This is a genomic window from Bremerella sp. TYQ1 (assembly GCF_020150455.1).
Classification (GTDB): domain Bacteria; phylum Planctomycetota; class Planctomycetia; order Pirellulales; family Pirellulaceae; genus Bremerella; species Bremerella volcania_A.
This window is the reverse complement of record NZ_CP083740.1, coordinates 2,171,753-2,194,910: the sequence shown is the minus strand read 5'-3', so window position 1 is coordinate 2,194,910 and position 23,158 is coordinate 2,171,753. Positions and strand designations below refer to the sequence as shown.

Sequence of the window (23,158 nt, the reverse complement as noted above, 5' to 3'; positions counted from 1 at the left end):
TCGGCGGAAGCGTACCTGGTGCGTTTCCGTTCGGAGTTTCCCTAAGGAGTTCATCATGCGTTCGTTTACGCATTCTCTCTATAGCAGTGCCGTTTTGCTGTGTGCGTTGGTGGTTTCAGGCTGTTCCGAGTCGACCGTCAGCCGCAACCCTGGCGTCGATGTCTATCCGACTCAAGTCAAAGTGACCCAAAAGGGTTCTCCTGTCGAAGGGGCCAAAGTCTCGTTCAGCTCGAAAGGAGACCCACGCGGTGCGTCCGGGGTGACGAATGCTGAAGGGATTGCCGAGCTCACCACGTTTGATCTGAACGATGGTGCCGTGCCTGGCGAACACCGCGTCAAAATCACTAAGGAAGAAGTTCAAATCTTGAAAGAAGCCGACCCCGACGATCCTCTCTCGGTCGGCCAATCGAAAGTGATTCAGCATTTGCCTCAGCAATACAGTCGGTACCAGACGTCCGGCTTGACTGCGAATGTCGAGCCGAACGAAGAAGGTAACACGTTCGAGTTTGAACTGAAGTAACGCCGCTCGCGTTACTCGTAGAACCACTCGATTGGCAAGCGTTGTGTATTGGTGACCGCCAAACCGTTGTTCTCTTGGCGGTCGCCGGCACAGTAGGCCATCACAGCATGATCATCAACGAAGTCGATCGCCAGGTAGCAGTACCAGCCGGTCGGCTTATCTTCCAACGTCTTCACGTGCGTCCAAGTCTTGCCGTCGTCTTTTGAGATCGCGGAACGAAGCGGCGTTCGCTTGCCTCTCAGCTCGGTGGGAATGTCAGAGTGATCGTTCCACAGCAGCAGCAAATCGCCGGTCGAGGGAATCCGCTCGATCGTCGCCGGCGAAAGGGGGGACTTGATCTCCGAGGGTTCCAGCTGCGACCAGTTTTCGCCGCCATCATTGCTATACGAAACGAATTGGCTGCCGGCGTTGGTACGGCAGAACATCATCACACGGCCATCGGAAAGCTGAACGACGCCAGGCTCTTGGGTGACGATGTTCCGGTCGTTTTGCTTGGGGGGACGCGGGGCGACGGCACTTCGCTTCCATGTCTTGCCGGCGTCGTCTGAATAGTAGGCCAGCATCTGTGAAGCGATGTCCCACTTCGGCATCCCGGGGCCAATATGCTGTGCCAGCGGTGCGACCAGGCGACCATTTTCAAGCTGAATAACGCGATCGTTATTCAGCACGTAATAACCATTTTCGGCGTCCGGAATAATCGTCGTCGCTTCACTCCAAGTCTCTCCTTCGTCGGTGCTGATTCGCATCAGGGGACAGCAGTCGTTCGTCGAGTTTTTCCGCAGATAGAACATCGCCAGCCGCCCATCCTGCAGTCGCAGGAGCGACACTGACATGATGTTCATGCCTCCTTCGTTGGGAACTTCGATCTTGTCCTTCTTCGACCAAGTCTTGCCGCCATCGTGTGAAACGCGACTCGCGAGATGGGCCTTGGCGTGATCGCCGGCGCCGCCAACGAAGTGAGTGTAAACCAACAAAACGTCGCCGTTTTTCAGTTGCACGACGTCCCCTTCGCTATTGCGAGGGTTGCCAGGGCCAGGCGGCAACACAACTTGAGACGGTGGAGCATCCGCTTCCGCTCCGGCAACGATCAGGGAGTTAAGAAGCAGCCCCACAAACAGCAGCAGCAAACAGTTTTTCATCGAAGGTTCTCAGGCAGGAGGAATTTTCTTAGGCAGGCAAGCGAGACTTATCTTAACGCTTTTCGTCGGTTACGCAAATTCGTACAGCCAGCGGAGGGGCGAAAGAATTTTTTCCGCGTGATGTCACATCCCCAAGACGCTTCTCGTCTGGTTAATAGAAGCGGGCCACATGGCTTGCCCAGTGATCGACCCATATCGTTCCAAGGGGATAAACATGGACATGCTCGAAGCGAAAGAGACTCTTACCCAGTTCGGTCAGCACTACCACTACGACACCGGATATATCATTCAACTGTTAGAAGACTCGCCGGGCGCCTATGCCACGTTCGCAGCGGCTCAAGCGATGCCTAACTATCATCAAAAGCTGCCTGACGATGCTTACTTCGTCGCGAAAGTGGCCGTGATGAAAACCGAAGACTGCGGTCCCTGTATGAATCTAAGCTTGAAAATGGGAGTCGAAGCCGGCATCGACAAAGAGCTCCTTAAATCGATTGTGACTCAGCCGGAATCGCTTCCCCAGCCACTCCGCGATATCCACGACCACGCCGTCGCGGTGATTCGGAATGAAAACGACGACGCCGATCGCATGGAACGGATTCGCAACCATTATGGAATCGAAGCGTTCGCCGAATTGGCCGTTGTCATTGTTGGCTGCCGGATTTACCCTACGTTGAAGCGAGCCATGGGAATGGCGGCCCACTGCGAATTGGCGAAGCTCGATTTCTGAGCGATCGAAAGCAGTCCCACTGTTCTCGTCTGGCGTTTCTTTCCGCGGAGTTCACACATGGTTTCCGGCGACGAGTTTGAATCGTTACGCAAAGAGTTGATCGGTTTCTGTTATCGCATGCTTGGTAGCTTGCCGGATGCGGAAGATGTTGCCCAGGACGCATATCTCCGCTGGGAGCAAGCCGGGCGGCCGCAACTCGATTCGCCTCGCAGTTGGTACCTTCGTGTGTGTGCTCGCCTTTGTTTAGATCGGATCAAGTCGGTGCAGTACCAGCGCGAAAAGTACATCGGGCCATGGCTTCCCGAGCCGATCCTGGAAGATCATGCCGGCAAGACCGAGTTGGACGAAACGATTTCGATTGCGTTGATGCTGACGATCGAACGATTGAAACCAGCCGAACGGGGCGCGTTCATTCTGCATGACCTGTTCGGCTACGAGTTTGCGGAAGTCGCCGATATCTTGGGCCTGCAACCGGCCCATTGTCGTCAGCTGGCCAAGAGAGCTCGAGATCATTTGAAAGGAAACAAGCCGCGTTCGGCCGTCGATGTGCCAGGCATGCAGCGAATTTCCGACGCGTTCTTCCAAGCCGTCAACGCCGGCGACTTGGATCAACTGCGGACAGTTCTTTCCGAAGACGTCGTCATGCATACCGATGGTGGCGGCAAGATCAGTGCGGCGAAGGACTTGGTAGTTGGCTTCGACGCGGTGACAACGTTCCTTGTGCGTGTTGTCCGCAACGTGCAGCGTTTCGGCGAGCTGCGTTTCGAGCCGACATGGTTCAATGGTTCGCCGGGGATGATCTCTTGCCAGGGAGATCAAATCATCGCGGCGTACCAACTTTATGTCGTCGATGGAAAAGTTGCCGCCGTGTTTGTCTATCGAAACCCTGACAAGCTGGCCCTGTTCGACCGCACGCCGAGCGTCTAGCTCGACTTCACCTCGAATGAAAATTGATTTTCGTCGGACTTCTCGACGGTCGCGGTTAGCTCGGTGTTCTCGTTGTACTTTTTGGGAATGATGTTCACGTACGAAGGCTCGGCGTCAGGGCCGTACATCTTCGTGTTCCCTTCTTTGGCAATGTACGAACGGATTTCAACTTTGCGTTCGCCCGGCAATACTTCGCCGGTGAACTTGCCGTTCTCGACTTTGACCGTATCGCGAATTCCATCCGCGACCGATACGAAGATCACTTCGCCGGACGGCATCGGTTTGCCATCGAGGGTGACTTCACCCTGGACGGGATACGACTTGGGGATCGCTGGCCCGGAGTTACAACCGATCAGAATCGAGGCGCCCAGTAAAATGGCGGCACCCACAGAAAACATCGTGCGGTTCATGATTTGCTGCATACAAGAGAAGAAGAAAGAAGCCGAGCGGCATTTCGCTCCTAGGAAATGCCGCGGTAAGAACGGATTGGCAACAGGCTACGGCAGTTCGTTGACTTGACCGTCGTCGCGTGTGACCAAGCGAGCAAGCATGTCGAGCGTCATCGTTTCTGGCAGGAAGCGAACCGAACCGTCGGCCAGCAGTGTCATCACGCCGCCGGGATGAGCTGAGATCAGCGGCATGTTCGTGCTTGCGTTGTCGCATATACCATCGGAACCGCAATTACCAGGAGCATCGGGCCAGCCGGTGCCGGGGCGTCGCTTTTGGTTGATCGGGTACCGAATCGTTACCTGGTTGAACGTTCGCAGGTCGCCCCCGTTGCCAACTTTGGGAGGAGACAACGTCGAACGCCAGCCAATCATCCAACCGTGACGGTAGCCGTTGCGGTAGTCATGCTTCGAGCCGTTTGCGGTGATCAACGCGTCGCTGATTTCACCAATGATCGCGGTGTTGGACGTGCCATCAGTAATTGAAGCCAACCCTTGCTCGCCACTGGGAATCAGTACACCACCGCCGCTGGCAATGCCTCCGGAACAGCAACCGGTGGCGGATGAAGGTGTGTTGACACGCGACTCGGTGTAGCCAGGGATCAAGCCATCGACCGCTCCGGAAATGGCGGCATAGCTAGGAGCCATGATCGGTCCGTTGGAATTCGGATTGGCGGCCCATTTTTCGAGCGGTGACGATGGGCAAAGGTACGCATCGATGGTGACGTTTTGAGAGGCAGCCGTATTGGTTGCAGCATTGGTACCCCAGCCTGATCCTCCTCCCAAATTCATTCGATCAAACAAGGCATTCTGTTCGATGAACGGCAGCATAAAAACCATCCACGAGCTGCCCCAAGCGGCCCCGGACGCATGTGTTCCAAAGGGAGCTTGATCCGCCGCTCCACCGGCCGGCACAAGTCCAAACGTATCGTGGAAGTTATGGACGCCGAGCCCTAGCTGCTTCATGTTGTTGCTGCATTGCATGCGTCGCGCAGCTTCGCGGGCCTGTTGCACGGCCGGCAACAAAAGGGCGATCAAAACACCAATAATCGCGATAACCACCAGGAGTTCAACGAGGGTGAAACCTCGCTTTTGTCCCGATTCGCAAATTCGGGTAGCCATCAGAGAGCCTCGATTCAAGAAAAGAGCGGGGAAAATAAATGACTATTGCATAGCTGTTGTGGTGTTTTATCGCCCCTGGATGGGGTGGTCAATCAATGTTTCTGAATGGACTGAAAAGTTATCGTGTCGCTATTGCAACAATCTGCGCCGCAATCGCCCTATTTGCCATATCTAAGCGGTGATCGATTTGCGTAAAACGCGTAGCAATTCTTGCGTATATTTCTTGCCCTTTTGATCGAGAAACGCTCGAAGATCCCGTCGACGATCTTCGAGCGGAAAGTTTCCCCAATGACTACGGATCAATCGGTAGCGTATAGCTCATCGCACCGATCGCGCTGCCAGGCTTGGCGTCGTTGTAATGTTCGTGGCACATCGTGCATTTCTGCATGACGACGGGGACTGGGGTGGCGGAGCGAAGAAAGCGCTTGCCGTCTCGTTCCACTACTTCCTCGTAGCCAGGCTTGCCGGCCAAAAGGGCTTTGATGGCGGCTTTCTCGAACGAATCGGACGGGGCGTTCTCGAAGTTGTACGGTTCCCCGGTCGCGTCGAGCAGGCGGACTTCGTGCCATCCTTTCTTTGCGGCTGCTTCAAACAGTTTTTTGAAGGCGATGCCTGCCGGCAGATCGTCTTCGTCGTGCACGTAGTTTTCAGTGATCAGCACGATGCCACCTTTGTAGATGTCGTCGAGCATTTGCACCGTCTTGCGGGCCTGATCAACCGCGGCATCGGACGGAGGATCTGCTCCCCTGCTTCGCGACGACGCCAGACTAACCACCAATCCAAGAAGTAGCACGATCGGAAAGAACTTCGACTTACGCACGATGGGACTCCTGTTCGTTGTTGGGGCAAACATAGCCGAGCAAGGCCCGACCGGGTTAAAGTGGATGTGTTTATCCTGTTTGTGCGTTCAGTGTAGGCAGGTTTAAATTGGATGTCAATGTCCAGAAATGGGCGATCTGTCCTCAGGAAGTTGAAATTGACCCTTTCGCTGAAGATGGGCTAGAACAATGCTTCCCCGCATTTACCTCGCAAAGGACTCGTGCTGATGGATCGATTTCCTGCATTTTGGATTGGTTTAAGCCTCTTGTTCGGCATCGCAACGGCCGGACAACTCGATGCCCAATCGGCTGCTAAACCGATGGTGACGGTCTCGATCGGGGTCGTCGAAAAGGCGCCCCATTCAGGGCCTTCCCTGTTGATGCGACCGAGCATTATGTCGATTGTCGGTCAGCCATTTCGTTCGGACGTGAGCAAGCGTGAAACGTTCCGCCGCAGCGATACGGAAGTGCTTGTCGGGATGACTTGGAATGGAACGACCAAACCACTGACCGATGGCAAGTACCAACTGACGATGCAGATCGAGAGCGGCGCGATGACCGTCGAAGACTCCAAGACTGGAGATCAGGCCCATGCTGCTCAGGTCTTCACGATCGAAGGTGAGTTCACTCCAGGAGAGATCAAACGCTTTGATCTGGGCGCCCACCGCTGGTGCGAAGTCCGCTTCGACGATCAAGTCACCTTCAGCAACGCCGACGTCAAGAAATTTCAAGATCGCATACGAGACCAGGCTGGGCTGTAGAATATGCCTCGCGATCGTTCCTCATTCGCTCATGCTCTCGAATTTAGGGAAAGAGAAATGAAGGTTTATTCGTATCTCTGCATTTTGCTGAGTTTGGTTTTCGGGGTGATTATTGCCAATCAGCTCGATGCCGAGATGCACATCGACCCGACTTCCCTGCTGAAAGTGCGGATCTACGAGCAGGCTGACGCGGATGCTAAGCCAGAAGTTCATATCGACAGGTCGGTCGTTTGTCAGATCGACCATCCCATTCACTTCATAGAAGCGAGGGCTCGCCGTTCTCAAATCGATGGAGATCGCTGGGACGTCGGAACGAAGATCAGCGGCTATTGCTCAGGCGTGCTGCGTTCGCCGACAGAGATCGATTTGAAGATCGAACTTGGTGAACTGATTCGTCAAGAAGATCGGGAAACGACCGAGGTTTTTGCGAATCGTGTTTTCCATCTCCATACCGAACTGAAGCGAGATGAGGCTAAGCGAATTCCGCTCGGTAAAGGCGTTTGGTGCGAACTGACAATTCAGGGCAATCATACTACCCGCTTCTAATGTCGTCACAAAGCAGTCCGGCGACCAGTACCTGCTTCTGGTAGCCATCTTTCATATGCGATGCTGAGTTGAGACAAAACGAATCGGGCTTCCGACGCGTTGGTCTCTGTGGCAATAAAAAAAGAGACCGCACTGGGCGGTCTCTCTTCGTAATTCGCTTCGGTTCGACTACGTGAAGTTTTAGTCGTTCACGTAGGTTTCCAAGAAGCGGGCCAGCTTCTGGAAGTCGCAGCCAGGTTCGATGTGGCGAACGACGGTGACCAGGTTTTCCTGATCGACCAGTTCGGTGAAGTCGACGTATTGCAGCTCGAACTGACCCTTGGCGGAAACCATCACGCCGTTCAGTTTCTTTTCGACCAACGCTCGGTAAGCACCCACGCCCAGTTGGCTGCCGAGGATGACGTCGTAAGCCAGTGGCTTGGTGCAGCGAGCTTCGTAGCCGAGCTGGATGCCGGTCACTTTGCGGCTGCGGCCGGTCTTTTCTTCGTAGGCCTTGGCGACCCACTTGCTGAACGTTCGGCCGAGCTGAATGTCGGTGATGGCGATGTGCCCGTGATCGTCTCGGGCGACCCCTTCCAGGTACGATTCCGGCAGCATCTCGGCGAGGCCTTCGGCGAGAACGATCACGCCGAACTCTTTACCTTCCGCTTCGCGTGCCAGCATCGTTTTGACGATCCGATCGACCACTTTCGGGACGTTCATCGTCTTACGCTGCTTGCCGTTCTCGTCGGTGAATTCCTTCTCGACGTAGTCGCCGGTGATGTCTTCGACGCTGATCACCAAGGAAGCTTCGCCAGCGATCGCGGCACCGTAAGCCAACCAGCCGGCGCTGCGGCCCATTGCTTCACACAGGAAGTAAGCCTTGGAGGCTTCGCCATCGTACAGCAGCGTACGGATTTCGGTCGAAAGGAAGTCGACCGCGGTGAAGAAACCGAAAGTGAAGTCGATGCCGTTGTAGTCGTTGTCGATCGTCTTAGGCAAGTGAACGACCGGCATCTTCTTGCTACCTTCCGGTAGCGTGTCTTGGAACATCTTGAACTTGTTGGCGGTCTTCAGCGTGTCGTCGCCGCCGATCGAGATCAGTGCGTCGACGCCCAGCGAGTTCAACGCGTCGTAAGTGGTCTGAAACGCGGAGCAGCGTTCCTTGTCCTTCAAGTGATCAGGGTGCGAGATCGCTTTGCCAGGGTTGGCTCGTGCGGTACCGATCATAATCCCTTGCTTGGCACGGCTGCGGCTGAGGGCTTTGTGATCGAGGACGATGTAGTCGCGATCTTCTTCCATCGGACGGTCGTCGCCAAACTGCATCAAGTTCGAGTAGCCGTTCATGACGCCCAGCACTTCGATTCCCGCACGCAGAAACGAAACGGCCGCGGTCGAGATCACCGCATTCGCGGCTGGTGCAGGACCGCCGGAAAACAGAATTGCGACGCGCTTGAAGTTGTGGGCAGGCTGTTCAGGACGAGAGAGGCTATTGGCCATGGTCAAAATCCAATGGGTAATCTGATGCGGTAACTTGTCTGAACCGCTGATTTTATGCGTTACGGGGCGGTTTTCAACCTAACCAAACGGTCCACCCCCGGGGCAACTTGCCCATCGAAATGCAGTGGGGAGATAGAAAGCAGTACCCCTGTGGTAACGGATCAATCCTTGGCGTTGCCGTGAGAATCGTCGGGCTTTTGGGCAATTCCGTAACCAGGAAATCATCAAAACGCGAAAGCGATTCCCGCCCTTCCAAGGGGCAGCGAGTGGTTCAAATTACGCATCTCGATTTGTTGCTGCTTCCACCCCGTTTGCCGTCGTTATGCCAAGCTTTTTGGGGGCATGATAGATCACGATATCCGCTTGATATCTCGGCATTGTTGCTTGCATGCTGGGCACGTGAAATGTGCAAAATCCCACGTCTAGGGAGAAGGCAAAATAGTGATTTTTAAGCACCAAAAAAACTAGTTATTCGAGTTGGCGTCGAGAACGTACGGGTTTTTGTTCAATTCCTGAATGACTCCGCGGAGAGGCATACCAGCGAATGGCACATCCGCTGCTTTAAGTGGGGGTGTCTTAATTCTTCGTTGGATCGGTGGGCACGAAGTGTTCACGTCATTATCGCATTTCTCAGGAGTCCATGAATGCAGTTTTCGAGTTCTCAGAAACGTGGCTTCACGCTTGTCGAACTGTTGGTGGTGATTGCCATCATCGGCGTGTTGATTGCCTTGTTATTGCCGGCGGTGCAACAAGCACGTGAAGCGGCGCGACGTTCAGAGTGTTCCAATAACTTGAAGCAGTTCGGCTTGGCACTGCACAACTTTGAAAGCACGCATCAGCAGATTCCTGGCGGCGAATACACCGACGCCCAATACTTTTCGCCCCACGCAATGCTGCTTGATTTCATGGAGCAAACAGCGATCGCCGATCGGATCGATCTCGATATCGGCGTCTTCAGCGAACCAAACTTGACGCTCAGCTACGAACAGCCGCCAGGCTTCGCATGCCCAAGCGATCCGTTTCCTGCTGAAGGAATCGCCCAGGGATCGACCAGTTATCACGGCAACTGGGGAAGCTGGGTTCATTTCAATGGCTGGGATGGCATCTTCGGTCCCCAGGCCGACGGCCAAGGTGGATCGAGTGTTAAGAAGTTGCCGCCACTTCGCTTCGGCAAGATTGTCGATGGCCTAAGCAACACCGCTGCATTCGCAGAAGTGGTGATCGGAGCCGGCGATTCGGGCGGCGCTCCGACGCAGTTCGATGCCTTTGAAGTCAGCATGCCATCGGCGACCGACTTCGCCGGGGCTCGCGACGAATTCATGCAGCATGATTGGGAAGCTCTGAGCATTCCGTGGAGTGGCGATTGGCGTTATCGCGGTTTGCCCTGGATGGAAGGCTCTGTCTGGCGAACCGGGTACAACCACATTCTGCCACCCAATCGGCCGGCGTTCGTGCCTGGCGATTTCAATCTGATTGTTTCGCCGGCCAGCAGTTACCATCCCGGCGGTGCGATGGCCGTGCTGTGTGACGGCAGCGTGCAGTTCTTCCCAGAGACGATTGATGGTGAAACGTGGAAAGCGTACGGCACGCGACACGGAAACGACATCGTCACGACCAACTAATTGACTTACACGACTACCCTGCCCTTTCGTCCTGGAGATACCACGGCATGCCCACCATTTCGCGATTCGTTCGCCCATCGCATTTCATGCTCGGCCTATTGATGACGGTCGGCTTTCTCGGTTCTGTCGGCTGCAGTAAGCCAGTCGCCGAGCAAAAGGTGACGCCTGAGAACAAAGAGGAAATCCAAGCCAAGCTAAAAGAGATCGCCGAACGCGAACAGCAAGGCCTATAGTAAACAGCTCACTCTCAGCCAGGTAAACACACGAAACCTGCTCACGAAAAAAGCCCAGCCGAAAATTGGCTGGGCTTTTTGTTTTTTGTCCTTCTTGAAGTCGCGAGAATATCGCTCAGAGTACTACTAAGAGTACTCGACTTGGAGTCCATTCAGGAACGCTTGGAAATCAGCTTCGGGAGGTGCTCCTCCAGCGAAATAAATCTTCACGGACATCGTGTGCCCATCGTTGCTCACCAAGTGGATGGTTGCACAAATCTTTTCGTCAAGAGTTGCCATGTCGTCGGTAAACTTGGCTTTTTCCTTTCGCCCTTCACCTTGTCCCTGATATTCGAAGGTGGTTTGACTTGCGTCGAACCCAACGAACATCAGTTTCTCCATCTTCACGTCAGCATCCTGAGAGCCCGATCCGTCAATTTGGTCGGCGTCATAGACGAAGTCGAGAATGTAATCGACATCGCTATTATCTTCTGACATTTGGTCAGCATCGAAGACGAAAGTGTCAATGCTACCGTCACCCTTCAGGATGTCACTTCCTCTGCCGCCGGAAAGGACGTCGGCACCATGGCCGCCGCGGATCTTGTCGTCGCCCCAGCCACCGTCCAACTCGTCACGGCCGGAACCGCCGGAAAGCAGGTCCATTCCAGATCCGCCGAACATGTCGTCGCCGCCGGCACCGCCGATCAGTTCGTCATGGCCGTTGCCGCCGTGTAGATAGTCGGCGCCATATTCGCCAAACAACTGGTCGTTGGCTGCTCCACCGAACAGTTTGTCTTCACCGTCACCACCGTTGATGATGTCGTTGCCTTGTTCACCGTAGATGGTGTCGTCGCCAGTTTGTCCTTCCAGGATGTCTTCGCCGTCGCCACCATGGATGGTGTCATCGCCGCCGCTTCCCTGGATGAAGTCGTTACCGTCGTCGCCATACAGTTCGTCGTCGCCTTGGTTGCCGATCAGGAAGTCATCGCCGTCGCCACCAAACATGACGTCGTCACCGTCGTTCCCGGCGAGGCTATCGTTCCCCTTGTCGCCGTGAATTTCGTCATCGCCGCTGCCACCACGAACGACGTCGTCATCGCTGCCGGCTCGGATCAAGTCGTCGCCGTCACCGCCGTTGAGATTGTCTTCGCCGCCGTTGCCCAGGATTTCGTCATCCCCTGCACCACCAAAGACGGTATCGTCCCCATCGCCAGCGACGATGAAGTCGTCTCCTTCGCCCCCGTCAATGGTGTCGTCTCCGGTGCCGCCAACAAGCTTGTCGTCGCCGTCACCGCCAACGATGTCATCGTTACCGGCGCCGCCTAGGACTTCGTCATCGCCAAAGCTACCATCGAGCGTGTCGTCGTCATCGCCACCGTTGATGATGTCGTTGCCACTACCACCATGAATGAAGTCTTCGCCGGCGCCGCCGTTGATGGTGTCTTCGTTACCATCGCCGTAGAGCTGGTCGTTTCCTTCGCCGCCGTCGATCGTGTCGTTACCCACACCACCACGGATTAAGTCGTCGCCGTCACCGCCGTTGAGTTCGTCCCAGCCCTGATCGCCGAAGATTCGGTCATCACCGAAGCTGCCGTCAACGGTATCGTTGCCGTCACCGCCATGAATTTCATCGTCACCGCCGCCGCCATACAGGGTGTCGTCCCCTTCGCCGCCGTCGATCGTATCGGCTTGGCCATCACCATGAATGATGTCGTTTCCGCGTTCGCCGTAAAGATCATCCGGTCCTTGGCCACCGCGGATGACGTCGTTTCCGCCACCACCATGAATCTCGTCACCGCCGCCGCCGCCGCTCAGCAGGTCAACGCCGTTGTTGCCCAGCAGGAAGTCACCGCCACCACCGCCATAGATCTCGTCGTTACCAGCGTTACCGGCGATGGTGTCAGGTCCGCCGAGGCCTTCAATCTCGTCGTTTTCCGACGTACCAGAGAGATTGTCGGCGCCTTCGGTTCCAGTAATGATCGCGAACATCGCTCGTTCTTCCAGCAGCTGCCCCGAGTAGTCAGGGCGAAGCCGGTTGGATCGGCGTTCACGTGATATCGCTTGGTCGACGATGTAGTTCCAGAAAGTTCGCTTGCTCTTGCTCATCGGTCTCTTCTCTGTGGGGAGGATTGGTAAGCTGTTCCGCTGCCGGCGCGAGGTAGGTCAAACGCGTAGCAGGTTGTCTTGCGGACCACTCGTAGTGAGGGAAATCATTCGGTGTCACCTATGGTTCCCAAGACCCAGGCAATTAAAGCAGAACTTATAACGGTTACAATCGTTAGACAGCGAATAAACCGTTAAAACGCGCAAAAAATAGTGCGCATGGAGGGTGTGGTGATGGCCACAGGTTAGGCAGTATTCCCTAGATCAGGGTGAAAGAGGAAATAGGGAAGAATTTGCTACCGTTATTTTAGCGGCAGTGAGGCGATAAACAGCCATGGCCAAGGTGATGTATTAGCTGTTCTAATTATCGCCTGCGAGTGGTGGTTGAGCGAAAATGCATGCTTTGCGCAGGATACTGGCTTGGCGTGATTTACTTGTCCGCCAGCGTCACTTCATGCATTTTGGCCAGCTCGTCGGCGGAAAGAGCCCGTTTGAAAACTGCCAGCCCGGCCAGCTTGCCGCCGAAGCCTTGGCGAAGCATCGGCTTCTCTGCGTTGGGATAGTGCGGCCAGTTCGGCAGGCACTGACGCGCGACGGTGAAATCGGCCCCGTCTTTGCCACCCTCGAAGATCGGCTTGTCCCACGCAAACGGATTGAAGCCAGGTTTCTCGTCCAGCTCTCCATCAACATAGACGCGCAGAAACTCGTGATCGTAGGTGTAAGCGATCATCGTCCACTTTCCCTTGGGCAGTTTCGTTTCGCCAGAGGCATACGAGAAACAGAACGGCTTGCCAGGCGTTGCTCCGCCGACGTCCGACGCATAGCCATGCGTTTGATGCTTGGCTGGAATGCGGTCCATCGTCTCGAAGTTTGTCTGCCGGGCCGCACACGTGAACAATGCATACTGCCGCTTCGCGTCTCGTTCGTTCCACATGCCGGCAATGTACTGCCAGTCGGCGTCGCTCTTGCGTTGAATCCACGCGACGATCGTCACTTCATCTTGGCCATGCAAATTGAGCCCGGGACATTCGGCCCTGGGGATCATCAGCCATTGCCCTTGGCGAACTTGAAGGCTGCCACCAAAGACACCTTCTTCCGACGTAGTGATCGGACCATTCTTCGGCTGAAGTTTGTACGCGTAGGCACCACGGCTGACGTAGCCATCGTCTGCTTTCTGCTGAAAGTCCCAGAAGCAAAGCAGGCCAGGCAAATCGACCGCGGCGTTCGGTTTCTCTTGAGCGTCAACCGCTGCGGTCCACGAGACAACAAGGGCAAACGTGACAAGCGACAAACAGCAAGCGAATAGTCGGGGCATGATCTTCGGTGGGCAAACAGGCAGGAAGTAAGGAGGCGTTCGTTTGATCACCCATTGTAGTTGCTTGGGAAGGCCCAAGATACCTATCGCCAGATCGTATGCGAAGTTCGTTGACTTTGCATTTCGTGGCCACTAATCTGTTCGCAGCCAGTGGTGCTCGCAGGGCTGGCTGGCAGACCATCACCCTCCCCTTTTCTTTCATGCAGGAAGCTAAAAACGATCATGCAGCGCAGCTATATTTTGGTGGGACTCGCCTTCGCGATCATCGTCATGCTGGCTCTTTTAGCTTACGACTTGATGGAAGGCCCGAACTGGTATCGAACGTTCTTCGGCATGTCCATCGCGGCATTTGGTGTTTCCGTTGCCGTGGCCGTCTACGGACGTAGAGAGATCCGCCCCGGCGCCCTGGGAGCTTCCATTTTTGGCGGTATCTACATGTTGAATCTCTTGTTTTTTCGGTGGAATCTTGGTTACCCGACGCGTTCCAGGAACGATTTAAACAACCTCTTCTCTGAAATGAAGTTTGCCTTTCTGATGTGGCTCATCGCGGCGCTGGCAGCTCAGTTGGTCGTCATGATTTGCCAACCACCTCCGCCGCGCCAACCCGAAGACGAGGCAACGCGACCCCCTAAGCCACCAGAGAAACTTGGCCCGCTGGACGACTAGCAACAAAGCGGATTGAATTTGGCGGATTGAAATTGTCGGAAGGTTTGCCATTTCCTCCGGTCCCCTCGCCACATTGAGGGAGAGGACAAGGGGCGAACAAACGTAAACGCTTTCCAGCACAGCCAAGACATCACGCCGCTTAATGAAAGACGCGACGTTTGCTTACTTACCGACTTCGTCGCGCAGGCCATCCATTTTGCTGGCTTCGGCTCCTTGCGGTGCTTTCGGCCAAGGGGTTTCGCCTGGGGCCCATTCCTTGGGCTGCGTCGCACGAACCGCGTCTACTTTGTCGATCAGCCATTGAGGCGTTTCGGCTTGTTCGTCGGCTCCATAAACATACGGCAGCGGCGGATCCATCAACAGCGGTTTCTCGCCTAGCGGTGGACGTTCGAGTCCTACTTTAGCGACACGCTCGCGAAGCTTGGCGACCAGACGTGGGTGTTTCAGAGCAACGTCTGTTTGCTCGGCTGGATCGTTCTTGATGTCGAACAGCATGTCTCCCATCAACTTGAAGTCGCCTTGGCGAATGGTTGGCAACCGCACGCTGCCGGAGACGTCGAAGATGATCTCGTCGCGCGGGCTCGGCTCGCCAGCGAACAGAGCCTCTGTCATGTCGAGGCCATCGATCGGTCGAGGCTGCTCATGCTTGCCGCCGGCCAGCGTGATGAACGTTGGGAAGAAGTCCGCGATAAATACCAGGCCATCCTTGGTACTGCCTGGCGAAACGTGCCCTGGCCAGCGGATCACGCAAGGCTGCCGCACGCCACCTTCGAAGGTAGTGTTCTTCGTGCCACGGAACGGCTTGCTCATTTCTTCCAGCACTGGGCCGTTATCGTTGGCGAAGACAAATAGCGTATTGTCCTTAAAGCCGTTGTCTTCGATCGCCTTTTCAATCCGGCCGATCGCTTGATCGAGATGGGCGAGCATGGCGTCACGAATCGCCAGCGGATCGTTCGGATCGCCTTCAAAACCTGGCGGCGGATTTAAAGGGCCATGCACGGCATTGAATGCGACATACATGAAGAACGGCTTGTCACTTCCTCGGCGAGACTCGATCAGGCGAACCGTTTCGTCCGCGATCAGATCGGTCGCATAGCCATCTTCGTCGACTGGCTTTTGGTTGCGGTGCCAATCATAAACGGCGTAACGAGCGGGCGCATTGTGGACGATCGTTTTTGTGTAATAGTCGATTCCCCAGGCGTAATGGCCATATTGATAGTCGAAGCCTTGTCCCATCGGCAGATGCTCTGGCAGCCATTCCCCCAGATGCCATTTGCCAAGTAGCGCCGTGAAATAGCCAGCCTCTCGCAATGCTTCGGCGATTGTCCGCTCGTTGGTGTCGAGGGCATGAATCCGCCGCGTCGGTTCGCCACTTGGCGTGTGGGCTAATTCGAGACCCAGCTTGGCGAGATAGCTTGGTTTGCCGAAGTCTTCCGTTCGCCAATCGCTCCATGTACGAAACGCGTAACGCCCCGTCAGGAAAGCGGCCCTGGTCGGAGCACAGACGCTGTGAGTATAGAACTCGTTGAGTCGCATCCCTTCTTTGGCCAGCTGATCCATATTCGGCGTCAGCGACTTCTCTTCCGGGCGATTAAAACCAGGCTGATTCCAACCCATGTCATCGGCCAGAATGAACACAATATTGGGACGACTTCCCTGCTCTTTCGCCGAGGCAGATTCAACAGCGATCAACAGCAACGCAGGAGCGAACAGCGCGAGAAGGAAACGGTTCATGGGGCACCACCGATAAGGATGTCGAGTCGATGAGGAGGGGAACTAGATTGTCGCAGCTGAGTCGCCGCACGGCAGGCAAAAAATGGGACGTTACTTGATATTTACCAGGAACGTGGCGTTTGGTTACCCAGAAATTTGCTTTTGGTAGAAATGCGACATCGCTTGGCAAGATTCGCGGGAAAAGTGAGCGATCAACGTGACGGCGGCAGAGAATTTAAGGAGAAATCGATTCCCTAATTTGCGTCGCAGGGTGCCTCTTCTGTGTTGAACCTAAATTGTAACGAAGTATTGACCAAGTGTACAACAAAAACACGAGAATCGTTGTGGGGTCATGCGCCGGAAGATGCCCTGCTCTACCGGCGATTCGACAGAGCCGAGGCCTTGAAATAACGGTGCCTATTTCTGCACGTTGAAAGAGCGCAAAAAAGAAGTGCGTAACTTTCGGGAGTTACGCACTTCTTAAATATTCTTAGACAATGTACACGCTGTTATGGCATAATAGATCAAGACTATGCCGTAACGTGTTGCTGCCGTAGCTATTACGAGAACCAGGTTCGTTCGACAAACGTGGTGTCGATCTTCCCTTCGGCAAATGCTGAGTGGTTCAGCACTTTCTTGTGGAAGCTGGCGGTTGTCGTGACGCCGTCGGTGCGGATCTCGTCGAGGGCACGTAGCATGCAGCGGATCGCTTCCTCACGCGTATTACGATGCACCAGCAACTTGCCGATCATCGAGTCGTAGTGCGGAGGCACCGTGTAGCCGCTGTAGACGTGCGAGTCGAACCGAACGCCGGGGCCGCCGGGGACGATCAGTTGGTTGATCTTGCCGGGGCATGGCATGAAGTTCTTGTCGGCATCTTCCGCGTTGATGCGGCACTCGATGGCGGCGCCTTGCAGCTTGATGTCTTCCTGCTTCCACGGAAGTGGTTCGCCGGAAGCGACGCGGATTTGAGCTTGGATCAAGTCGACCCCAGTCACCATTTCGGTGACGCAATGTTCCACTTGGATACGAGCGTTCACTTCGATGAAGTAGAAGTTTTCGTCCTTGTCGACGATGAACTCGACCGTGCCGGCATTTTGATAGTCGGCCGCTTTGATCATTCGCACAGCAGCGGCACAGATTTCGTCACGTGTCTTCTGCGAAAGATTCGGAGCTGGGCTCTCTTCGATCAGCTTTTGGTGACGACGCTGCGTGCTGCATTCACGCTCGAACAAGTGGACCGCGTTGCCATGGTGGTCGGCGATGACTTGCACTTCGACGTGGCGTGGATGTTCGACGTACTTTTCGATGTAAACGCCAGCGTTGCCGAACGCGGCGCCTGCTTCGGTTTGGGCCTGATTCAACGCGTTCTTCAGAACCAAATCATTGGCGGCGACACGCATCCCACGGCCACCACCACCGGCGGTCGCTTTGATCAGCACAGGGAAGCCGATTTCGTGAGCGATCTTGAGCGCTTCGTCTTCGTCTTCAATCAAGCCGGCCGAGCCAGGCACGACAGGAACATTCGCTTCGCGAGCCATGCTGCGAGCGGTGTTCTTATCGCCCAGCTTTGCCATCGCTTCTGGCGTGGGGCCAATAAAGTCGATGTTACAGCTGCGGCAGATGTCGTTGAACTCGGCATTTTCGGCGAGGAAGCCGTAGCCGGGGTGAATCGCTTCAACATTGCCAACTTCGGCGGCGCTGATGACGCGATCGATTTTCAAGTAGCTTTGAGCACTTTTGGCAGGCCCAACGCAGTAAGCTTCGTCGGCCAGCTTCAAGTAAGCAGCGTCTCGGTCGGCTTCGCTGAAGATGGCGACCGTTTCGATGCCCAGCTCTTTACAGGCACGAATGATACGAAGAGCGATCTCGCCTCGGTTGGCGATCAAAATACGGTTGTACATGACGTCTCGTTCCTCGCCGCACAAGTGCGAGGCCGGTAGAGTGGGGAATTAACCTTGGGGATCGACCATGAACAGCGGTTGACCAAATTCGACCGCTTCTTCGTCTTTGACCAGAACTTTGACGATCTTGCCAGAAAGTTCCGCTTTGATTTCGTTGAAGACCTTCATCGCTTCGATGATGCAGACGACTGAATCGTCCGACACGTGGTCGCCAATTCGAGCGAATGAGTCGGCATCTGGCTTTGGTCGCGAATAGAACGTGCCGACCATCGGGCTTTTGATCGCCACCAGGTGCGAGTCGGCGGCAGGAGCAGCTTCGCCACCACCGGAACCGGCAGGAGCGGGAGCTGCGGCAGGTGCCGGAGCGGCCTGCATTGGGGCAGCCATCGGAGCCGGAGCGGCATAAATGGGGGCCTGGCTACCACGCTTGAGCGAGATTTTCTGGTCCCCTTCGCGAAGATCAAGTTCGCTCAGGTCGTGCTGCTTCATCAGTTCAACAAGCGAGCGAACCGTCTCGACGTTGAAAACATTGCTGGAAGTCGACTTGGAATCGGACATTCGTGCTCTCCCACGGGATCATCCGCTAGGGGAATATATGGTCGAATTGTATTTTGGCAAAGCTTTACAGCGTAAGGGATAACGGTAGGTCTCGTCCAGATGGGTAAACCGGCAGGAAATTTGACACGCCGACGAACGTTGGGGAAACTGATTAGCTCGTTAGCGGGGCGACAACTCAAGCTCAAGAGGGGTTTGCGATGCGAATGGACCAAATTGCCTTAGCAGTGCTGCCATTTCTGATGATCTGCGGCATCTGTGTGGCAGAAACGCCGGTTTTGGACGCTCAAGCAGCAATAGAAAAGTTGTTTGAAACGCGTGACAAGCTGGTCAGTGGGCGATGTTCGATTGCTGGAGTCACCGACGCCAAAAAAGGTACCCGTCGACATATGGCGGGAGAAGAGCGATTAGAGCTTGTATTCGATGACCGGATTCCGGCGTATTGGATTGAAGAGGGGCTCGAACGTGCTTTCCTGATTACTCCGGAGTTTCAATACCACGCGACGCATAGCCGATCCGACGTCTCACGATTTCCTTTGGGCTTCAACCTTAGCGGCCGAGGAGGACTCTTGCCCTTTCGCCCGCAATCTCTGGGCTTCTATGCCAATCCTGGTCGGCGACAAGATGTTTCTGATCCGACATATGACGAGTTGAAGGAGTGGTTCCAGAAGGCGGAGATTTTGGAATCGGAAATGCAGGAAGATTTGCATCGAATCAAAGTCAAACTGCCCCGTCGACATGAGTGGGATCGCGATATCACCATGCAGTTGTGGCTAAACCCCAAGCAGGATTACACAACGGTTCGTACTGAAGAGCTTTACCCTGATCGGGCCGGTTACGAATTTCGCTCAGACATGCTATGGGAGAAAGTGAATGACGTTTGGGTAATTGCCTATTTTCGGCAGTTTCAGGGATTCCGGGAGAAGTTTACCTGGAAGTTAAGCTGGACCGACGTGAATCAGCCGATCGACGAGAGTGAGTTCGTTGTGGAGAGAATCCCCAATCCTGGACGTGAAGCAAGCTTATTTGCCGAGCGATCGCTGGAAGGGGGCGAGTCGGGTTCTCTCCGGCCAATCATAAGCAATCTCCCCCAACCGGAAGGCGAGCCAGATTGGGATAGCGTATTGCCCCAAGAATAATCCTTTGCCGTACCCTTTGCTCGTCGGTGGCGGGACGCAGGAGATACAGTACTCAGATCTTGAATGGGGGCTCAGAGTGAAATCGTTGCCTCTTCGAACGACTTCGGCACGTTGGTAAGGACCTCGTGTCCATCTTTGGTGACGAGGATGTCGTCTTCGATGCGGACGCCGCCGAAGCCGGTCAGATAGATACCAGGTTCGACGGTGACAACCATGCCTGGTTCCAACGGACGATTGCTGAGTGATCCGAGTCGGGGCGATTCGTGAATATCGAGCCCGATTCCATGGCCCAACGAGTGCCGAAAATACTTACCCCAGCCAGCTTTGCTGATAATCGAGCGAGCTGCTTTGTCGACGTCGGCCATGATTGCCCCAGGTTTAATAGCATCGATGGCAGCCAGTTGAGCTTTTAGACAAGTCTCGTACATCTTCTTCATCTTGGCTGGAACTTTGCCATAGAAGAGGACACGCGTTAGATCGCTCTTATAGAACTGGTAGTCGGCACCCCAGTCGATCAGAACGAAGTCATCCTCTTCGATTCTGGTCATGTTCGGTTTGCAGTGAGGCAACGCCGCGCGGGGACCAACGCCGACAATTGGCGGAAAGCTCGGACCGCTCCCGCCGTTTCGTTGGATTTCGTAGGTGAGAATCGCCTCGATCTCTTTTTCACTTTGATCACCACGAAGCCCAGCTTTGGCGACCGCAAATGCCTTTTCGGCAATGGCCACCGATTCGCGGATTTGAGCGATTTCAGTTTTGTCTTTAATCTCGCGAAGGTCTTCGACCAAGCCGTTTACTGGTTTGATTTCGACTTTCGGTAGTTTGCCGCTGAGCTGACCGAGCATGTGAACGGTCATCGAGGTACCTTCGATTGCGAGTCGCTGAAGCTTCGCTTTAGTAGCGGCTTTGGCGACTGCCCCAAGAAGTGAAGTCCCAGGCTGACGAATGTCGATTTGAAAATCGGGACATTCCGATTCAAGCTGCTCCGCAAAACGAGGATCGCTGAACACGATCACTTCGCGTGAGGTCACCAACAGATAACTGTCCTCGCCAGTGAAGCCTGACAGGTAGGTTACGTTCTTAAAGTTCGTTACCAGAAGTGCATCGGCCCCACTTTGCTTGATGGCTCGACGAAGCTTCGAAATGCGAGGATTGGACTTGCTACGTGCTGGGGCCATGGCGTTCGTCGTATCGCGTGAAGAAGTTTCGAGGTTGGGAACGTCGACTAGGCGTCGCCGAAAACAAACCGGGTAATCGCGTCGGTGTCGGATAGGTTTGACAGCAACAGGTCTGGCTGGGTTGCCTCCAACTGTTCGATGGTGAACACGCCTGTCGCGACGGCGACCGCTTTGGCGCCAATGGCTCGAGCACATTTCACGTCGTTAGGCGTATCGCCGATGACATAGATGTCTTCAGGCGGAATCGCTTGCCCATGGAATGCCTCGGCTGCTTCCAAAGCAGCACGAGCCACATCGTCTCGATTCGGGTGATGATCGCCGAAGCCACCAAACGCGAAATAGTCGTGAATCCCGTAGTGCCCCAGCTTCAGGGCTGCCCCTTTTTCGACATTTCCGGTCAGCAACCCCAGCAAGACGTCGTCACGCTGCGAAAGTTTCGCCAGCAACGCGGTCACCCCTTCCAGCACAAGGCCCTGCCGTTGCGGCAAATTGGTAGCGAGTCCATGAAGGTAAAGATCGAGGAATTTATGCCAGGCTTCTTCGTTAAGAGACTTACCATGCAGTTCGTACAGTTCCGCAAAGATGCCGCGATCGGTCTTGCCGCTTACCTGAAAAATGTGCTCCAGTTCGGTTAACTCAGCCACCTTCAGGAAAGCCTCGATCATGGCATCCTTTCCTGCCATGCCGGTGGAGACCAGGGTACCGTCGATGTCGAAAAGACAAACTTTCATGGAGTTCCTTTAAATAGCTTATGGAGGCGTCAGGTCGATTCTTGTAACTCGATCGTAAGTTCGACTTCCCGCTGTTTTTCGGTGAATAGTCCGCGGACGACGGTCACTGTTACCTTATCTCCGACGTCGTGGTCGAATAGCTTCTGGACGATGTCGCCGAAGTTTTTGACTTTCTTGTCGTCGATTGCCACGATCAAATCACCCAACACAACTTGTTGTTGATCGGAAATAATGGTGGGCTGAAAACCGGCCGATTCGGCAGGACTTCCGGAAACGACTTCCGCTACGAGTGCCCCTTCGATTCCAAGGCGAGCGTTAATAGTGGGGGGCGCGATCCGGACGCCTAAATAGGGACGTTTGATCTGCCCGTGACGGATGAGTTCGGTCACCACGGAATTAACCGTATCGACGGGAATGGCAAAACCGATTCCGGCGTACGCACCGCTAGGGCTGTAAATGGCAGAGTTCACACCGATCAGCCGACCACTGCTATCCAGCAATGGACCACCGCTGTTGCCAGGGTTAATGGCGGCGTCGGTTTGGATCAGATCGTCGATCTGTCGGCCATCTTCCGCTTCGATCGAACGGCCAAGGCCACTGATCACCCCGGTCGTCAGAGTGTGATCGAAGCCGAACGGATTTCCGATGGCGAAGACCTTTTGTCCCACTTGAAGGTCAGACGATTGACCGATCAGGATCGGTTGAAAGGCATCCCCTTGAAAGTCGTTGACTTGAAGGACGGCTAGATCATGTTCTGGGGACGAGCCAACAATTGAAGCAACGTACGTCGATGCGTCGGCGAACGTGACCCGAGCGGTCCCTGAGCCATTCGCGATCGATTTGACAACGTGGTAGTTGGTGACGATGTGTCCCTGTTCGTCCCAGACGAACCCACTCCCCTGCCCTGTCGCCATTTCCGAGATCTTGGCACTGCCATACATCCGGACTTGCTGCGAGGTAGTAATGAAAATGACCGAAGGAGCCGAGTTCTCGAACAACTCGATGGTCGATTTCTCGTCTTCGGCCAAGTCGCCACGCGGGGTAATGGTGCGCGGCTCGGCGTCGGGGTTCAGGACCGGACGTTTGTCGGACGTGGTCCAATAGCTGATCACCCAAGCCCCGAAAAAGGCTGCCACTAAGCAGTAGAGAAACAGCCTAAGGAAAGCGACCGGGTTGGGCTGCGACGAACGTGGATTTGCGGCCTCTGGGGGGCCGCTGGAAGATGTTGGCTCCATGGAAGCACGCGGGGGCTTAGAGGTTCGGCGGGTTCGGAATTCAATTCCGCGCGAAAAAATGGCTCGCCAATCTTGCGAGCCAAACGGAAGCTGGGGAACTAGGATTTGAACCTAGACTAACAGAGTCAGAATCTGTCGTGCTACCGTTACACTATTCCCCACTAATTTTGCAGCGATTAAGGTTATTGCCTAAGTCGTCTGGCGTCAAGGGATTCAGACATCGAACTATAGTAGACGCCTGCCGAAATTGGTAGACTACCCCCTGCAGCCCCTGCGCGAGTTTTTTGCCAGCAGGGTCAT

The 23,158-nt window shown here is 54.9% G+C and carries 22 protein-coding genes and 1 tRNA gene; 9 read left to right on the top strand and 14 right to left on the bottom strand.

Translation table 11 applies throughout. The features are described 5' to 3' along the window. Positions 1-55 precede the first annotated feature (55 nt). Positions 56-520 carry an Ig-like domain-containing protein gene (locus LA756_RS08335; RefSeq protein ID WP_224439410.1) on the top strand — a complete coding sequence of 155 codons (465 nt, stop codon included), beginning with the start codon at positions 56-58 and terminating at the stop codon, positions 518-520. Between the two features lie 11 nt (positions 521-531). Here the strand turns inward: LA756_RS08335 and LA756_RS08330 are convergent, their stop codons facing one another. Further along, complete coding sequence (locus LA756_RS08330) at positions 532-1,659, bottom strand: sialidase family protein (RefSeq protein WP_224439409.1); 1,128 nt, start codon at positions 1,657-1,659, stop codon at positions 532-534. A gap of 214 nt (positions 1,660-1,873) precedes the next feature. On the opposite strand from LA756_RS08330, the gene LA756_RS08325 reads away from it, so the two are divergent. Both LA756_RS08325 and sigJ read left to right on the top strand, forming a co-directional pair. After that, on the top strand, positions 1,874-2,386 hold the full coding sequence (locus LA756_RS08325) for a hypothetical protein (protein WP_224439408.1): 513 nt from the start codon (positions 1,874-1,876) through the stop codon (positions 2,384-2,386). 57 nt (positions 2,387-2,443) lie between these two features. Next, positions 2,444-3,313 (top strand): RNA polymerase sigma factor SigJ, encoded by an 870-nt coding sequence (gene sigJ / locus LA756_RS08320; RefSeq protein WP_224439407.1) that lies wholly within the window; start codon positions 2,444-2,446, stop codon positions 3,311-3,313. On the opposite strand, the gene LA756_RS08315 is transcribed toward sigJ, so the two are convergent. The 3 genes from LA756_RS08315 to LA756_RS08305 form a co-directional block, all read right to left on the bottom strand. Next, a complete protein-coding gene (locus LA756_RS08315; RefSeq protein WP_224439406.1) occupies positions 3,310-3,723 on the bottom strand; it encodes a hypothetical protein in 414 nt (137 codons plus the stop codon). The genes sigJ and LA756_RS08315 overlap by 4 nt on opposite strands. 87 nt (positions 3,724-3,810) lie before the next feature. Next, on the bottom strand, positions 3,811-4,881 hold the full coding sequence (locus LA756_RS08310; protein ID WP_224439405.1) for a DUF1559 domain-containing protein: 1,071 nt from the start codon (positions 4,879-4,881) through the stop codon (positions 3,811-3,813). Between the two features lie 292 nt (positions 4,882-5,173). Beyond that, the gene (locus LA756_RS08305; RefSeq protein WP_224439404.1) at positions 5,174-5,701 is read right to left on the bottom strand and encodes a DUF3365 domain-containing protein; all 528 of its coding nucleotides are present in this window, start codon (positions 5,699-5,701) and stop codon (positions 5,174-5,176) included. 225 nt (positions 5,702-5,926) lie between these two features. Between LA756_RS08305 and LA756_RS08300 the strand changes: the two genes are divergently transcribed. Continuing rightward, a complete protein-coding gene (locus tag LA756_RS08300) occupies positions 5,927-6,460 on the top strand; it encodes a hypothetical protein (protein ID WP_224439403.1) in 534 nt (177 codons plus the stop codon). A gap of 57 nt (positions 6,461-6,517) precedes the next feature. After that, positions 6,518-7,006, top strand: a complete 489-nt coding sequence (locus LA756_RS08295) for a hypothetical protein (RefSeq protein ID WP_224439402.1) — start codon at positions 6,518-6,520, stop codon at positions 7,004-7,006. A gap of 180 nt (positions 7,007-7,186) precedes the next feature. Here LA756_RS08295 and LA756_RS08290 read toward each other — a convergent pair whose 3' ends face one another. Then, positions 7,187-8,485, bottom strand: coding sequence for a 6-phosphofructokinase (locus LA756_RS08290; protein ID WP_224439401.1), 1,299 nt, complete (start codon positions 8,483-8,485; stop codon positions 7,187-7,189). 644 nt (positions 8,486-9,129) lie between these two features. On the opposite strand from LA756_RS08290, the gene LA756_RS08285 reads away from it, so the two are divergent. Beyond that, a complete protein-coding gene (locus LA756_RS08285) occupies positions 9,130-10,107 on the top strand; it encodes a DUF1559 domain-containing protein (protein WP_224439400.1) in 978 nt (325 codons plus the stop codon). Positions 10,108-10,154: 47 nt separating this feature from the next. After that, positions 10,155-10,340: a hypothetical protein gene (locus LA756_RS08280; protein ID WP_224439399.1), complete on the top strand. Its 186-nt coding sequence runs from the start codon at positions 10,155-10,157 to the stop codon at positions 10,338-10,340. 126 nt (positions 10,341-10,466) lie between these two features. On the opposite strand, the gene LA756_RS27135 is transcribed toward LA756_RS08280, so the two are convergent. Both LA756_RS27135 and LA756_RS08265 read right to left on the bottom strand, forming a co-directional pair. Further along, a complete protein-coding gene (locus LA756_RS27135) occupies positions 10,467-12,425 on the bottom strand; it encodes a calcium-binding protein (RefSeq protein WP_261362094.1) in 1,959 nt (652 codons plus the stop codon). Positions 12,426-12,852: 427 nt separating this feature from the next. Further along, a complete protein-coding gene (locus LA756_RS08265) occupies positions 12,853-13,788 on the bottom strand; it encodes a LamG domain-containing protein (RefSeq protein WP_224439398.1) in 936 nt (311 codons plus the stop codon). 171 nt (positions 13,789-13,959) lie between these two features. Here LA756_RS08265 and LA756_RS08260 point away from each other — a divergent pair, with 171 nt between their 5' ends. Further along, positions 13,960-14,403, top strand: coding sequence for a hypothetical protein (locus LA756_RS08260; protein WP_224439397.1), 444 nt, complete (start codon positions 13,960-13,962; stop codon positions 14,401-14,403). Between the two features lie 162 nt (positions 14,404-14,565). Here the strand turns inward: LA756_RS08260 and LA756_RS08255 are convergent, their stop codons facing one another. The 3 genes from LA756_RS08255 to accB all read right to left on the bottom strand — a co-directional run bounded on the left by LA756_RS08255 (position 14,566) and on the right by accB (position 18,578). Next, positions 14,566-16,137: an arylsulfatase gene (locus tag LA756_RS08255; protein ID WP_224439396.1), complete on the bottom strand. Its 1,572-nt coding sequence runs from the start codon at positions 16,135-16,137 to the stop codon at positions 14,566-14,568. A gap of 539 nt (positions 16,138-16,676) precedes the next feature. Beyond that, complete coding sequence (accC, locus tag LA756_RS08250; protein WP_224439395.1) at positions 16,677-18,020, bottom strand: acetyl-CoA carboxylase biotin carboxylase subunit; 1,344 nt, start codon at positions 18,018-18,020, stop codon at positions 16,677-16,679. Between the two features lie 48 nt (positions 18,021-18,068). Further along, on the bottom strand, positions 18,069-18,578 hold the full coding sequence (gene accB / locus LA756_RS08245; RefSeq protein WP_224439394.1) for an acetyl-CoA carboxylase biotin carboxyl carrier protein: 510 nt from the start codon (positions 18,576-18,578) through the stop codon (positions 18,069-18,071). A gap of 197 nt (positions 18,579-18,775) precedes the next feature. On the opposite strand from accB, the gene LA756_RS08240 reads away from it, so the two are divergent. Next, positions 18,776-19,714 carry a hypothetical protein gene (locus LA756_RS08240; protein WP_224439393.1) on the top strand — a complete coding sequence of 313 codons (939 nt, stop codon included), beginning with the start codon at positions 18,776-18,778 and terminating at the stop codon, positions 19,712-19,714. Between the two features lie 71 nt (positions 19,715-19,785). Here the strand turns inward: LA756_RS08240 and LA756_RS08235 are convergent, their stop codons facing one another. The 4 genes from LA756_RS08235 to LA756_RS08220 form a co-directional block, all read right to left on the bottom strand. Next, positions 19,786-20,892 (bottom strand): Xaa-Pro peptidase family protein, encoded by a 1,107-nt coding sequence (locus LA756_RS08235; protein ID WP_224439392.1) that lies wholly within the window; start codon positions 20,890-20,892, stop codon positions 19,786-19,788. 47 nt (positions 20,893-20,939) lie between these two features. After that, positions 20,940-21,623, bottom strand: a complete 684-nt coding sequence (locus LA756_RS08230; RefSeq protein ID WP_224439391.1) for an HAD family hydrolase — start codon at positions 21,621-21,623, stop codon at positions 20,940-20,942. 29 nt (positions 21,624-21,652) lie between these two features. Continuing rightward, entirely contained in the window at positions 21,653-22,858 is a 1,206-nt protein-coding gene (locus tag LA756_RS08225; protein WP_369123650.1) for a S1C family serine protease, read from the bottom strand. Between the two features lie 90 nt (positions 22,859-22,948). Next, positions 22,949-23,019: transfer RNA gene (locus LA756_RS08220), tRNA-Gln, on the bottom strand. Positions 23,020-23,158 lie beyond the last annotated feature (139 nt).